Here is a 14,990-nt window from a genome sequence, read left to right on the forward strand (position 1 = left end):
ATCCTTTTCCGGCAGCCGCAGGTTTGGTTTTAGCGCTTCCGGGTGATAAGATGAAGTATACGGTAAAAAAGAATGAAGCGTACTCGATACAACTGCTCTTCATGAATCGAGATCTGTCCAGTCGAGCGGCAGGAAGCTTTTACATAATCCTAACTGACAAGATGCGGTTATTTCGGGGACAGCCCGTGCCGCAAGATGAATGATAAAGGAGCAAGATGAATGATGGCTAAACCTAAAAAAACCAAAACAGCAGCAGCCTGGTCTCTCGTTATTATGGGTGCCGGCTTCGCAGCATCCTTGCCATTTCAGGGGGTTCCCGTAGGTAGACTTCTGGTCGGGTCTTTTGAGGCGGGGCTGGTAGGGGGACTTGCAGATTGGTTTGCAGTAACGGCACTATTCCGCCATCCGCTGGGTATTCCCATCCCTCATACGGCACTGCTGCCTAAAAACCGGGATAAGATGACGGAAGGTCTGGTCTCTGCTGTTGAGAATAATCTGCTGAACAAGGACAGCATTACAGAGAAAATTGCTGGCTTCAAAGCAGCTGAGCTTGTACTGGACACACTAGGGCGGGAGCTGCACAGCGACGGCATCAAAACGATGATTGATACGCTGTGCAAACGCATTTTGGCAGGACTGCCGCTGGAGCAGATTGCTCCGATGGTTGCCAAAGAGATCAAGTCACAGGCCGGGGCGTTTGACTTGGGGCCGATTCTGGAACGGGCTGCAGTACAGGTCACGGAGCGAGGATATGATGCTCAGGCTCTGGATTATGCGCTCAAGCAGGCGGAAGAGTGGCTGGTGCAGCCGGAGACCATTCTGTTCCTGGGGGAAAGCGGCATGAAAGCAATCAGTGGTATCCAGATGAACGGACTCATGCAGTTTGCGATGAACGCGTTTATGGGTTATTTGAATGAAGACCGTCTGGGCAGCATTATTCAAGGATATCTTTTTGACCGGGTAGAGGATATGAAACGGGAAGGCAGTGCGTTGCGCTACAAAGTGCTGAATATGCTGCGTACGCAGGCGATGCGTCTTGCGGTGAGTGAAGCTGTGCAGGATGGCCTTAACGGCTGGAAGAACAATCTGCTGGATGGCTGGAATGCCGAGGAAACCGTGCTGAACAAGCTTACCGAGCTGCGGGATAAAGCGCTGGTGGCGATGGAGGATGGTCGTTACGTAGATACGTATGCGCTGCCTGCGATCGAGAACGTTCTGGCTGATCTGCGTGCGGATGAAGCGTTAATGACAGGTATGAATGCCAAGATTGTAGAAGGTGTCACCACGCTGCTGGAGAAAAACCATTCCAAAATCGGGAATCTCGTTCGTGAAAATGTAGATAAAATGGACAATGCTTCGCTCATCTCGCTGATTGAAGACAAGGTGGGGCAGGATCTGCAGTGGATTCGGATTAACGGTGCAGTAACCGGATTTATTATCGGGGTTGTGCTGACCGCGCTGCGGATGGTACTGGAATAACAGGAAAGGCCGAGCCGATCTGGCTGGCAGATGAAAAGAGCCGCTCGTTTGCAGAGCAGGCTCTTTTCAGAACATTCGGGCTTCAGGGGAGCATAGCAAACAAAGAAGGCTTTCTTTTTGACACCAAACAGTGTTCAAAAGAAAGTTTTTTGTTTTTTATATGGAAAAAGTTAGAGGTTTACTGGTACAACAGTCTTAGAACCGGGTAATATACACCCAAATATAGGCATGAATCATCTAGGAGAAAAGTTTCAGGAAAACGCTCCTGTGAGCGGATGTGTCTTATGTTGATTTTGTACTATGATGCATGTAACAGGTGGAGGGGGCGCTCTTTACTTACATAGGTTTGAGCCAAAAGGGGGAATTGCTATTCCGCGCACGAAATGGATGAGAAGTTTATTTGCACTGATGATGGTGTTCACTATATTGCTGGGAGGGTGTCAGAAGATGACCGAAAGTGAGAAGCAGGCGTTGTACCAGGAGGCTGAGAAAGTTGTGGTGCAGCATTTCAAAGAAAAGTTTGAACTGGATGTGGTGGTGACAAGCAAGGAACTGCTGCCAGAGATGGCGATGTCGCAGATCGGACTTAAAGGGCATGTGAAGGATCATGAGGATCAGAACTTTGGCATATCGTACGACTACAAGAAAAAAATCACCAAAAATCTTGTGATCAGTCCTGAGCTGGAAGAAGTCATTAAAGCTAAAGGTCATGATCCATACGCCAAATAAAAGGGGAGGTGCAGTGATTGAGTAACGGTAACGGCAGGAACATCGATGATGAAACGTATAAAACTTTATCGGAGTTAGCCTATCAGGATCAAAAGGCAGGTGACCGCCTGACAGAGCTTCCCGGGTGGCAAGTGCTGGAGGGCACAGAGAGCAATAAATTTTCCGGCTTCGATGCCGTGACGTTCTATAATCCGGAGACAAAGGAGGCAGTCATTGCCTACCGGGGAACCGAGGGAAGTGCCTCTTTGGATCGCTCGGTGCCTGACTTTGTGATGGATGCACGCATCGGGGGCGGAGAGTTGATCCGTAAGGGACAGCAGGAGACAGCACGAGTTGTAGACAACCTGACACCGGGATGGCTTGATAAAAGTGTCCAGAATGTCAAGGATTTCACAGGTGTTTCCAAAGTGGAGAGCTGGGCAGGAGACCGGGTAAGAGATGTACAGAACTGGACGGGCGACCGAGTGAAGGATATTGAAAAAAACGTGTCTCCTACGGGCTGGGCTAACCAGATGTATCAATCCGAGGATTATGCGAACCGGATGAAAGAAAAGTACAGCGACTTGAATTTCTCCCTGACAGGACACTCTCTTGGCGGTGGGGATGCACAGTATGCCTCTGCTTATACCGGCCTTCCTGCGGTTACATTCAGTGCACCTTCGGTTATGGGCAATCTGACGCCCGAAATGCGTCGCAGGGTCGAAGCGGGCGAACTCGATGGTCAAGTTGTGAATTATGCGAGTCCGGGCGATCTGGTCGCTAGCGGAACGTTAGGCGGATATGATCGTCATGTAGGTTCTACGTATTATATCGATTCAAATTATGCAGATGCCAACAATGGCGTAAGTTTGATTGATAAAATCAAGAATACCTTTGGCGGGGAAAACTACCACAGCCTCGATCAGTATGACTTCAAGAACGGTTATATCTCCAACGAGCTGTATGATCCGATTACGGGTGAACGAGTACGTTATTCACCAAGGCTTATGGAGAATCTCGGACCGCTCAGCAAAGCGGTAGGCCCGATGGGACTAAGAGGCGGTGCGGGCAGAGGTATGGCAGTAGCGCTGGGGTCAGGTCTAATCCAGGTTACGCCGGAAGAACTGAAAAGTGTGGCTTCCCGCTGGAAACAAAATGCCCAGCAATGCAATGCCGAGCTGAATCAGGTGCGGACACGTATGGCTCAATATTTACATTCAAGTCGCAGCCGCAGGCTGGAGCCTATTGTGACTCAGTTAGACGCATCCATCCAGGAGCTGAGCACGTGGCATATGAAGCATACAAGCCAGTTCCTGAACTTTATTGAGGAAAAAGCGGAGGCTTTCCGGCAGGCTGATGAGAGCCCTGTACATTTTAACTAATGTTAGATGGCCGGCTGGAGAGATGAGCATTCAAGGTAAGAACGTGCACTGAGGGGGAGGGAACCACGGATGAGCGGACAATTGCTGGTGGAACTGAATGACCTGCGGATTGCGGAGAAAGAGCTGTCACAGCTGCTGGTTCGCATGCAAGCGGATGAGCAGGAGGCAAGAGCGCTGTACAGCCGTCTGAACGATTGGAAAGGACAATCTGCCGATCATACGAGGCAGCAGATTGAAGAGTTTTTCGCAGGCCTGGCCAAGCGTATCCAAGCCATTGAAATGCAGAAGCGGAGCTTGAATCAGTACATTGAAGTGATGATTCAAACGGATCAGCAGCGTTAAAAACCAGCGTGTACTGCCATATTGCGGGTGGCATACATCGCATCATCATTCATGTAAAAAAGGAGTCTTGCACCAAAGGGATGTTCCCATATGGCGCAGACTCCTTTTTACATGAGAGTTAGCTGTTCATTCAATAATGAAGCTGCATATTTAATTGTGAATTAACGCTTTTTGCGACGTGTTGCGAGTGCGATGCCCAGGAAGGACATGATCAGAGCCAGAATGGAAACGATCAGCGTTGCTTGCTGCAGCTTCAGCGTTCCCGTATCCGTATCCGTGTTGTTAGGTTGACCTGTTACCGTATCGGAGAGCGCATCTCCGAGAGTGGTGTCATCATTTGCTTTCTTGCCATCCGTTGCTGTGTCGGAGGCTGTATCGTTCGATGCGCTACCTGAGTTGCTGCCTGCGGTACCTGCGCTGTCATGCCCGGCACCTGCTGTACCTGAACTGTGGTGGTCATCTCCAGCTGCAGCCGGGTCTTCACTGATCGTGGTGATGCTGTGCGGATTGTTGTCGCCAGGCTTGCCTGTCCATTCCACAATGCTTCCGTCGCTGTAATATTGAAACGCATCCCAGGCCACTTCTGTTTCATTTTTCGGGTTTTGTGCAACAAAGTTGAACTGCTGGAATTGTCCAGCCAGAATACCCTGGTTATCTCCGTCAACCTCCCACGTAATGGAGGTCACTTCGTTCGAGTCATTTTTTTCGGTAGAAATTTTCCAGCCCGTCAGCGGTTGATATTGCTTGAACGCAACCTCTTTCGGGATTTTCAGTGTAATTTTGGTGGTCGGCAGTTCTTTCTCGGATGGCACCTTAATGGTGTACATCTGCCATGCACTTGTCTGTGCATTGGATGGATTTACGGTGACGTGAGCACTCGCAAAGCTGGCAAACAGCAGAAATGCTGCTGCACCTGCCGCTACAGTTGATGTTAGTTTGGATACCCATGATGTTTTCTTCAAAAATAAAACCCCTCTCAATTCGTTGTGAAAAATATATCTTGTGCTGCTTAATTACCGAAGGTATGACTTTATGGCTTCGCTGCTTTGATATTGAACTCGGCATCTATCGCATCGAGCGATCGTGTCAGAGCATGCACCTTAATGCTCCAGTTACCGGGCATGGAGATGTAATCATCTGCCTTGTAGATGCCGGTATCATTCTTAGGAATGGTGATCTCGTAGATGCCCATATCCATATCAAGATGTGTCAGGGACAATGTGACCTGCTCAAGATCCTTGACCACACTGCCGTCCGCTCTCTTGATGCTGACTTCAAACTGATTCTCTCCCGTTACGTTCGGGCTGACCTGAAGTGTGATGACCGAGCCGTCTTCTGTTGTCTCTGTCCCTTGGTAAGGTCCGGCTGACGCTGGCTGGCCTGGAGAGAGATGGGTCAGGATTGCCGCAAGTGCAAGGATAATGGCACCTGCAGCAAGTTCCACCTTCAGGCTGCGGTATAGACGTGCTCCTGTGGCTGCTCTTGCCCGCTTGGCATGGTACCCGGCGAATACAAGCATCACAACAAGCAGCACGATTTTGCCAAACAGCACAAGACCATAGGCTGTCGTAAAGAGCGAGGTTAGCACTGGCGCCGGCAGAATAACCAGACTGCCATAGATGCCGGTAGCGACCAGAACGGCTACGGCACCCATTCCCCAAGTCATAAATCTGCGCAGAGTAACCCAGTAAATCTCGCCACGTACCTTGACAGGAAGCCGATCTGTAAGCAGCGGCAGGCATACAGCCATGGCGGTGAGAGCCCCGATCCAGAATGCAGCGGCCACCAGATGTGCGAAGTCCAAAGTCACTGCAATCACACGCTGCTCAGCAGCTGCAGGATGCCCTGTCATGGCGTGTGTGAGCAGCCAGCCCAGTACAAGCAGCAATGTCCCGTATGAGGACAAGATGCGTACACGGATGGTTCGGTCCAGATCGTAGCCGGATAAAAGCGTTACGGCGATCAGCAGGGCGATCAGCATCTGCAGCATCCAGATCTGTCCGAAGGATGTGAGCTTCAGTGCGCTGCCCATCAGAGCCCAGCTGAATTGATTCAGATCGACACCAGACTCGTACAGCGTGTTCAGTGGAAGGCTTACCAGTGCGGCGAAGGATGCAGCACCATAGCTGATCCACAGCAGCTTGTAACTGCCTGGCGCATCCATCGGTTCTCGCTGCAGCGATGCGGGGGCAATTCGCAGCAGTAGAAAGGCCAGAACACCCAGCATAACGGATAGTCCAAGATATTGAATCCAGTCCGTAAACGAGACGATCCATTTCAGAGGTCCGCCAGCTGCACCCGAACCGGATGCAAGGTCCTTCAGACCCGCAGGTGAGCCTGATGGTTCGCCGATATGGAACACATACGCTCCAGAGATGGGATGGCCATCGGCAGATACCGCTTTCCAGCTGGCAGTGTAGGTGCCATCGCCTAGCCCGGAGCGTAAACCGGTTTCCAGAATGTGCGGGCGCTGCGGGTCGATTTGTACATTGCCGTCGTCTGCCCGATTTCCGTCCGGGCTGGTAATTTTAATATCATAAAAGGCGGTCTGCAGTGATTCGTTAAACTCCAGCGTCAAGCGCTGTGGTGCGGTGACGAGCAGTTCATTTTCTTCCGGCGACGCCTTGACCACGTAAGCATGAGCAGAGGCCCATTGCGGCATCACAAGGAAGAGCACCAGCAGCAGGCTGTTGAGCAGTATCCAATGACGCTTGTTCCATCGCAGGGTCAAGCTCTTAGTATTCAAAAAATCATCACCCTCGGGTTATAGATTTGCAGATTATTCCCATGATTGTTCATTCGCGCACAATCTATACCATTATAACTTTGTCCAAAATGAAGGCGTATGACTACATTGGGCTATAAAAAATCATGGTTTTCCACATAATTGTGACAAATGCATGAAATGACATGTGTGCTGCTGCTGCGCTATTACATAGTGCACAGCATAACCTGCTGAACGCATGTTATCATCCATTGTTCGTGTGTTCGTGTGTTCGTGTGTTCGTGTGTTCGTGTGTTCGGATCATTCGCTTACTTACGCGGCTTGCGTCCGGCAAGCCCGCTCTCCAGCGCATAACGGGTAAGCTGGACCCGGTTCTCAAGCTGCAGCTTTTGCAGAATGTTCTTCAAATGGTTTTTCACAGTCTGATCGGAGATGCCTAACTGCTCGGCAATTTCGCGATTGGTATAGCCGGCTGATACCCACTGTAAAATCTCCAGCTCACGCGCGGTTAACGGGCTTTCCTGTACCTCCTCATGACGAGGGGCCGGAAACTCCTGCAAAATGCGATAGGCCAACTCCTTGCTGAGCGGTGCATCGTCACTGACAATTGCCCGGAGGTATTCCAGCCAGGTGGAGGGAGACAGATTTTTGCGCAGATAACCTTGGGCACCTTGCTTCAATGCTTCAAAGAGATACGTGACATCATCGGATACCGTCACCATCACAATGATAACGTATGGGAAACGAAGCTTGATCTGTCTGGTTGCTTCCAGTCCATCCATATCAGGCATCTGCACATCCATAAGGATAAGATCAGGCATCCATTGCTCCGTCAGCTCTAGTGCCTCTTGTCCATTCCTCGCGGTGCCAATGACTTCAAACAGGCTATCCTCGGATAAAATGCTGCAGATCGCTTCACGTGCATGCGCGTGATCGTCCACGACAAGTACACGAACCAGTTCCATATTATGTGTGCCCCTTTCCAATGATCATTCGCGTATCGCCGGGCCTGGATTCCAGCCGGAATATCCAGCCCATCTGCTCGGCTCGCTCCTTCGTAATTCGCAGGCCGTAGCGGTCTTTGAGCAGCATCGGGTCTCCCTGAAGACCTATGCCATTGTCTTGTATGTGAACAGACCAGTCAGAGATGTTGCCTTCTGCATGAACTTGCACCTTGGTAGCCTTCGCATGCTTGTGTACGTTCAGCAGCGCTTCCCGAATACAGGCCAGCAGCTCCACTTGTTCCTTGGGGGAGAGAGAAATTTCAGTCCAATGCCATTGCACGTCTGCTTCAGGCACAGTATCGCTGACGATGGATTCAACCTGCGCTAGCAGGGCAACCGCTTCAGGATCAGCGATGGGAGAAGGTACATAACGTAACTGAGCAATTGCCTGTCTTACATATGTATTGACTTCGTGTACCGTTTTCTGAATCTCGCGTATTTCCTGCTCGTGACTTGTGCCGCTGAGGCTCCGTCCTGCCTTGTCGGCTTTGACAGAGAGCAGGAACAAGGATTGTGAGATGCCATCATGCAGTTCACGCGCCAGCTGATCACGGGCTGCAAGAGCAGTTTTGGATGCTCGTTCCTGCTCCAGAGCGGCCCTCGCACTTTCCAGCATGCGGAACAGCCGGCTCAGCAGCGTTACACTGACCAGGTAAACGATGACAGGTGTCAGCCAGTTTCCGGCATCCATCGATAGATAAGGCATCAGAAACTGGTGGCGAATATACTCCCATAATCCCACAGTGACCGTGGGAATCAGCAGGATCATCCATTTAATCTGTTTGTAGGACATATATACTTAACTCCTTTTAAGGGCTGGATACATCATACTGCAGCAGGCTGTAACTTTTTCATACAGATCATTATAACGCAACCTTGTCCAAGACCCTAGTCCAGGCCATTGGCAGGAATGCTGGCAGGATCATGGAGTATATAGAAGCATATCTAAGAATGACACAGGGTGAAATGTTGTCAGGCCAGGTGAGGCTTGATGTGCTCTTCTCAGGAGGGCTCTGCCCGTTTTCGCTATGAAGGAAGCTCCTCTATACTTATATAGAACGAGAAATCATTACAAAACATGTTAAGGAGTGACGCAACAACATGAGTCAAGAAGTATTGGAACGCCGCAGTGAATTGCTCAAGAAAAACATTCACCAGATGCTTATTCAAGACAATCAGCACGGGATCAGTCGCCAGGACAACATGTTTTTGCAGCAGATGATCAAAGAGCTGCATCAGACCTCACATGAACTCAATACGATGAGCAGCGAAGAAACATCACAGGACTGAATCCAGCATGCATTCAATGCATCTGATATGAGATTAACATCACGATGAAAATGAAAATGGCGCTATCCCTGTATGCATGGGATAGCGCTTTGGCGTTTTGGAGCCGAGCGTCTACGGTGATCGCTGATGAGCGGTACGTTTCTCGATATAACCGATAAACAATTCCGCAAGCTCCGGGTCAAATTGTGTGCCAGAGCAGGCCCGAAGCTCCTCAATGGCTTCTTCTATATTTTTTGTCTCCTGATATGGGCGCTCGGTTGTCATGGCATCAAAGGAATCAATGACGGTCAGCATCCGGCACAGCTTCGGAATCTCTTGCCCCTTCAGGCCATAAGGATATCCTTGACCATCGTAGCGCTCATGATGCAGTTCGATATACGGAATCAGATCGGCGAAGCGATCGTTCGTCATCACCATTTTTTTGCCCCAGGTCACATGGCCTTTAATCGTATCCCATTCTTCCGCGGTCAGCTTTTCCTTTTTGTTCAGAATGGACCACGGAATCTCCAGCTTCCCGATATCATGAATCAAGGCCCCGAGCACAAAACGCCGCTTCTCTGCATTGTCCAGATTGAGCACCTCGCTAATATCCAGCGCGTACTTGTAGACCCTCTTGGAATGTTTGAACGTATCCATGTCTTTATATTGAAACAGGTTAAGTTGCTGCTCGATGTCACGAACGTCCTGAACCAGATCGATCTCGTGCTCCATGCCGTCATTGCTTCCATGGCGATGTACGTTGTTTTTGCCCTGCTTTTTGGCATAGTAGAGTGCTTTGTCGGCTTGATCCACCAATTGAGACTTGTTATACATATCCACTTGATATGCGGCAACTCCCCCGGAGAAGGAGAGACAGCCATGTGGCAGCACCTCGACTCCTTCAAATGGCGTATCATTCAGCTGCTTGCGCAGCTTGTTCATGAATCGGTAGGACTCATCGAGATCCATGCCTGGCATCAGCAGGGTGAACTCCTCGCCTCCATAGCGAAAAGCGGTAACGGGAGTACCCGCTGTTTTGCGAAGCAGAAAATCTCCGAGCAAGGCCAGCAGGCTGTCACCCTGAAGGTGACCAAACTGATCGTTGTATTTTTTGAAATCATCAATATCCAGCAGTCCGAGACAAAGCGGTGTTCCCTGTGTGCGTGCTGTATTCAGCTCGATCTCCAGCATGTTTTCGAAATAACTATGATTGAACAGACCTGTTCGCTGATCCGAATTTGCCTTTTCTTCAATGGACTGGTACATGATGAACAGCTGCTTGAAGGCATGGGATAACAGAATGCCGAGACTCAGGTATAAAAGCAGACCGAGCATGCCGTTATGCACGACCAGAATGGTAAGCACCAGCGCCAGAATAAGCGTACACAGATACACCAGAAGGGATTCGGTCACAAATACCCGTTTCATCTGCTGCAATGCATCCTTGGTTGAAAAAAGAAAGAACAATCCCAGTGTGATGGTATTAATCATAAAATAAGCTGCCAGGGCCGCAAAATAAGGGAGCAGGTTATACCCGTCAATAGCTCCGGTTTGTCCGCCTGTCCACTCAAACACGGCGGAAGCTCCCGTAATCATGAGACTGTAAATACTGAAGTTGACAACATGCTTCCACCATGCGAGCTTGCGGTCCTTGATTAACAGTATGATGGAGATCGGCAGCAGCACCGAGAGACTGAAGGCCCCGCCGAACATAAATATACAGGCAAGATACACTGAGGAATCCATGGATTGCTGATTGCCCTTCGGGGGAATCTGGAATGTAAAATAGTCGAGGATGAGCGCAGCTCCCAGCATAGTATAGACCATGACCCATTCGGCTGTAGTCAGGTGGAAATAGGACCACTGGTTCGTATAGATAAAAACGCCAATCCCGGTACAGCTGAGCAAAAAAACATACATTTTGCTTCGATCTGTTTTGCGGATAAGATTACGAATAAAGTTCATAAAAAATCTCCTGCTTGGGTTTAGTCATCTCGTGATGTTAGGTATAAATGAACGCTGCAGCACAACGTCTCGTTTACGTATGAGTGACTCGTTGCATTTATATTGATTATTGTTGTACAGGTTTATACTATACGTTGTTTAACATAACAAGATCGCTCCCGAAAATCCAGCAAGAAAAAACAGGCCGCTCGCAGCCTGTTTGTCTGGTTGGCAGTAGAACCTAGCCGCCAAGCTTGTATCCCGAAGTTAATGCCACAACGACAGAAGCTACGATAATGGCGTTGATGACAATGCGGGAATATTTAATACCCTCAAATTTCTTCATGGAAAGACCTCCCTTCCTTGGAGTCTGTCTGGTCTGTCTGATGTTCATTGAGGTTGGTATGTTTCTGATGTTTCTGTCTTTGCGGATCGCACCGCTTTCGTGCCCCGATCCACCATCATGTATTGGATGAACAGGAATATACCCACATTCATCACAACATCACCGATGCTGATGACCTGTGTTCGTGGATACGGATTGGACAGCGGAATGATATCACCGAGAAATGCCAGGTGAGTTGAGGCGTCCATCATGTAATGTTTGGATACAGCTCCACCTTCCCGAAGCAGATCGACATAATAGGGACCAAGCACTGCGGAAGCTTCCACAGATACAGGCATTCGGCCTCCATTGACAGCCATCACGAGAAAATTGAGAAACACCCCGATCCAGATTAGTGTAAACCCCCGATGATGTCGATTAAGCCACAGAAAAACAAGACCGGTGACATATACAGCAGCAAACAGATAACCATTAATAGATGCGATCCAGCTCCATCGTTCCTGTAGATAGAAAATGCCAAATTGAAAGAGCAGCAGCAGAGGGAAGATCCAGCCGCCGCGCAGCCGAAGTGTAGCGAACTGGTGGAGTCCATATCGGACACCTCCTCTGAACAGACCAACAATCAAGCCGATCAGAATACCGTCATATACCATGATTAACTCCTGTTCTTGCGGAGATGCGCAACGATGATTGCGTGTTTGTGTACCTAAAGAAATTCGACCTGCTTTTGGCAATTCCTGCATTGATCATCTGATTTTAAGAAAGAATTTTGTAAAACCATATACAAAAACCGTGCTCCCGAAAACATAGGTCGAAACCTGAATGCTATTCGGTAAGCACGGTTGTTATTTTTTGCTATAAACAGAGCAGTTCGGACATAAAAATATGAAAGCTGATTATTCAGAGCCACCATTCAAATAATTGAAGAAAGGCTGATCCACCCAGAAGTTATACGAGGTGATCTTTGCTTCAGGAGCAAGCTTGCGGAAGCCGTCCTGAATCGTTTTGGCATTTTCTTTCAGTGAGAAGGATTGAGCATAATAATGACCAAGCGTAATTTTGTTATTAGTAATCACCGGGAAGTTCGCCAGTGCCGTTGGTGAATAATACAGCGGCTGCCACCAGGAGTTGATAATCAGCGGCGAGGTGCTGTTGCTGTTCTTTTTGGCGTAGTTCAGTACGATATCGTTAAAACGTGCTTTGTCAGCTGTGTTATTGAACTCGAACTGAATGTCATATTCCTTCGCATAGGCAATATAATTGCCATTGTCAATCTGTGTAACTTTGTAGTCCGGTGTTTCTTTGGGCTCGCCCCATTCTTTCAAATAAATGAAGGCAGAGGTTTTCGGTTGGAACTGCACATCCGCCTCAATGCCTTCACTGCGAAGCAGTCCGATCAGCTGCACGGCATGGTTGATGCTGTCATGACCGTATGTCAACGTCAGCTCATCAATAAAATTGGAGTCGAAGCGGCTGTCTTTAAGGTTGTACCCTGTAACCAGATCCTCGCGGAGCGCCTGATCTACAATCTTTCTCAGCTCGGGAGCTTCAATCAGATCTGCTGTGCGATAGGCAGCATACAACTTGGAGTAGATATCTGCATCATTGGAGCGTCCAATTTCATTTTTATATTTACCTTGGCTAATCAGCACACGGCCGAGCAAAATGTTGGCTGCATCTTTGCTTGCAGCGCCGCCCTTAACAAGCGCGGGATACAAGCTCTCCGGAACCAGTCCTGTATCAATTGCTGCAGCTAGTTCCTGCCCTGCTTGTCCTTGCAAACGGTTAGGCTTGATTCCAGCCTTTGCAAGTGCTTTGGCTGTTTTGTCAGCAGGATAAGTATATGCGAGTTCTTTAAATCCCGCTGCTTTTACGGCGAGGAATACTGCTGTGTAAATGCTCAGTTGATCCTGGGCATGTACCTCGGTTCCGGTCAAAACTCCGTTATGGAACAGGGCAACAGCTGCATCGTAGGCTGCATCACCCGGTTTAAGATCGCTAAAGGCAGGTGCCTGTGCTGCATCCTTATCTGAAGTGTCGGCTGTGCTGTTTGCTTCTGTAATGGCAGCAATCGCTTGAATAAAGTCACCTTTGGTCGTTTGCTTTGGCAATTGAATGCCATATTTGGCTTGCAGGAATTGAGCAAAATCTGCTGCGCTTTCGGTGTAGACAGCGGCTGGTTTGGCTGCTGGTGTTTGTACAGTCAGGGTAGCCTTAGGTGCAGCCGGAACCGGAGTTGCTGTGGCAGCAGAAGCAGGCAGACTAAAACTTAGGCTGCCGAGTGTTACCGGAGCTGCCAGCAGGGCTGCCAGCGTAATTTGCGTGAACTTTTTCAAATGAGAGGCCTCCTTAAAAATGAGTTGAATAGAATAGATGAATATGCCATAATTCTGACAAAACCTATCAGAATATAATAATTGGATTGACTTTAGCACGGAGTCGCGCCAGATGTCAACGAAAAAAAAGCCATTCACGGCAAGGCTTCCAGAGGCTGGAAAAGCCTATTTTTACGATGATGTTCCATATGAGTGTAAACGCTGAAAGTTGTATTGACAAGGATCGACATTATCCGCTAGGATATAAAAAAAGAATGTTGAAAAGGGGAATTTTCGAAAATGAAAAGAGGTTTATCGTTCGTCTTATCAATTGTAATGCTTGCTATTTTGCTGGCTGCTTGTGGGAATTCGGCTTCTAAAGACGAACAATCCACTCAAACCGCTCAAGGCGGCGATTCTGAAAAATCCCTGCGCATGGCACTCGTACTTCCTGAAAAAATCGGGGTCAACCCTTTCTTTGTACAAATGGATGAAGGCTTCAAAAAAGCAGGCAAGGAGTTCAAAGTCGATACCAAAACGATTGAATCCACTGACCCTGCTGCATTTGAGCAAAACCTTCGCGCGGCTGTTGCCGAGAACTATGATCTGATTATTACAGCAACATTCCAGGCAGAAGATGCACTGAAAAAGGTTGCTGCCGAGAATCCAAACAAGTCGTTTGCGATTGTAGATACAACCGTTGATCTGCCTAACGTTCGCAGCGTTGGTTTCCGTGAGTATGAAGGCGCGTATCTGCTGGGTGCTGCAGCTGGACTTTCTACCAAAACAGATAAAGTGGGCATGATTGCCGCAATGGACGTGCCGTTGATCAAAAAATATACAGAAGGTTTCAGAGCCGGTCTGGAATCGGTTAATCCAAAAGCAGAATTCCTGGTGAACTATGTTGGTGGATTTAATGACCCGGCCAAAGCTAAAGAGCTGGCGCTGGTGCAATTCGGTAAAGGGGCTGACTTCATTGCGGGTGCATCTGCTGTAGGCGACCTCGGCGTGTTCGAAGCTGCCAAAGAAAAAGGCTTCTACACTTCGGGTCAAGATACAGATCGTACAGTGGAGGATCCGGAGCATATTGTGCTTTCCCAGTTGAAATCAACCGATACGGTTGCTTATGAGACGGTGAAGGATTTTGCAGAAGGCAACTTCAAAGCAGGCGCAGTGAACTACGGCCTGAAAGAAGACGGTGTGGGCCTGACATACGTTACACGTGACAGTCAGTCTCCGCTGAATGCTTTTGTTGGACAAGAGGTTATCGACAAAGTAAAAGCGATCAAAGATGACATCGTATCCGGTAAAATTGTAGTGAAGGATCCTTTGCAACAGTAGTAAGGATATATAACTCACTTCTTGAATATGATCTGACATACTTCATATGAAGGATAAGCAATGAATTGATGAATGTGTAATCCATCTAGTTAGCCGGCTGCCCAACCAGGCAGCCGGTTTTGCTACTGTTTACAG

The 14,990-nt window shown here is 48.7% G+C and carries 13 protein-coding genes; 6 read left to right on the top strand and 7 right to left on the bottom strand.

The window, feature by feature from the left end; translation table 11 throughout:
• Positions 1–222: 222 nt before the first annotated feature.
• From HNR77_RS21520 to HNR77_RS21535, 4 genes are all read left to right on the top strand, one after another.
• A complete protein-coding gene (locus tag HNR77_RS21520) occupies positions 223–1,479 on the top strand; it encodes a DUF445 domain-containing protein (protein WP_184188939.1) in 1,257 nt (418 codons plus the stop codon).
• Between the two features lie 447 nt (positions 1,480–1,926).
• Positions 1,927–2,208, top strand: a complete 282-nt coding sequence (locus tag HNR77_RS21525) for a hypothetical protein (RefSeq protein ID WP_111269330.1) — start codon at positions 1,927–1,929, stop codon at positions 2,206–2,208.
• A 17-nt stretch (positions 2,209–2,225) separates the two neighbouring features.
• Positions 2,226–3,569 carry a Tle-like phospholipase domain-containing protein gene (locus HNR77_RS21530; protein WP_221443949.1) on the top strand — a complete coding sequence of 448 codons (1,344 nt, stop codon included), beginning with the start codon at positions 2,226–2,228 and terminating at the stop codon, positions 3,567–3,569.
• Positions 3,570–3,638: 69 nt separating this feature from the next.
• Positions 3,639–3,911 (top strand): hypothetical protein, encoded by a 273-nt coding sequence (locus HNR77_RS21535; RefSeq protein WP_111269329.1) that lies wholly within the window; start codon positions 3,639–3,641, stop codon positions 3,909–3,911.
• Between the two features lie 161 nt (positions 3,912–4,072).
• Here the strand turns inward: HNR77_RS21535 and HNR77_RS21540 are convergent, their stop codons facing one another.
• From HNR77_RS21540 to HNR77_RS21555, 4 genes are all read right to left on the bottom strand, one after another.
• A complete protein-coding gene (locus HNR77_RS21540) occupies positions 4,073–4,873 on the bottom strand; it encodes a YcnI family copper-binding membrane protein (protein ID WP_184188942.1) in 801 nt (266 codons plus the stop codon).
• Positions 4,874–4,941: 68 nt separating this feature from the next.
• Entirely contained in the window at positions 4,942–6,657 is a 1,716-nt protein-coding gene (locus HNR77_RS21545) for a copper resistance protein CopC (protein WP_184188945.1), read from the bottom strand.
• 287 nt (positions 6,658–6,944) lie between these two features.
• A complete protein-coding gene (locus tag HNR77_RS21550) occupies positions 6,945–7,601 on the bottom strand; it encodes a response regulator (protein ID WP_184188948.1) in 657 nt (218 codons plus the stop codon).
• A gap of 1 nt (position 7,602) precedes the next feature.
• The gene (locus HNR77_RS21555) at positions 7,603–8,433 is read right to left on the bottom strand and encodes a sensor histidine kinase (protein WP_184188951.1); all 831 of its coding nucleotides are present in this window, start codon (positions 8,431–8,433) and stop codon (positions 7,603–7,605) included.
• A gap of 308 nt (positions 8,434–8,741) precedes the next feature.
• Between HNR77_RS21555 and HNR77_RS21560 the strand changes: the two genes are divergently transcribed.
• Positions 8,742–8,930, top strand: a complete 189-nt coding sequence (locus HNR77_RS21560) for a hypothetical protein (protein ID WP_111269325.1) — start codon at positions 8,742–8,744, stop codon at positions 8,928–8,930.
• A gap of 111 nt (positions 8,931–9,041) precedes the next feature.
• On the opposite strand, the gene HNR77_RS21565 is transcribed toward HNR77_RS21560, so the two are convergent.
• From HNR77_RS21565 to HNR77_RS21575, 3 genes are all read right to left on the bottom strand, one after another.
• Positions 9,042–10,874: a bifunctional diguanylate cyclase/phosphohydrolase gene (locus HNR77_RS21565; RefSeq protein WP_184188954.1), complete on the bottom strand. Its 1,833-nt coding sequence runs from the start codon at positions 10,872–10,874 to the stop codon at positions 9,042–9,044.
• Between the two features lie 369 nt (positions 10,875–11,243).
• Positions 11,244–11,852, bottom strand: a complete 609-nt coding sequence (locus HNR77_RS21570) for a DUF5317 domain-containing protein (RefSeq protein ID WP_184189142.1) — start codon at positions 11,850–11,852, stop codon at positions 11,244–11,246.
• Positions 11,853–12,095: 243 nt separating this feature from the next.
• On the bottom strand, positions 12,096–13,535 hold the full coding sequence (locus HNR77_RS21575) for a hypothetical protein (RefSeq protein WP_184188956.1): 1,440 nt from the start codon (positions 13,533–13,535) through the stop codon (positions 12,096–12,098).
• 279 nt (positions 13,536–13,814) lie between these two features.
• Here HNR77_RS21575 and HNR77_RS21580 point away from each other — a divergent pair, with 279 nt between their 5' ends.
• Positions 13,815–14,855, top strand: coding sequence for a BMP family lipoprotein (locus tag HNR77_RS21580; RefSeq protein WP_184188959.1), 1,041 nt, complete (start codon positions 13,815–13,817; stop codon positions 14,853–14,855).
• Positions 14,856–14,990: the final 135 nt, after the last annotated feature.

Origin of the sequence: Paenibacillus sp. JGP012, from assembly GCF_014203995.1 — a bacterium.
Classification (GTDB): Bacteria; Bacillota; Bacilli; order Paenibacillales; family Paenibacillaceae; genus Paenibacillus; species Paenibacillus silvae.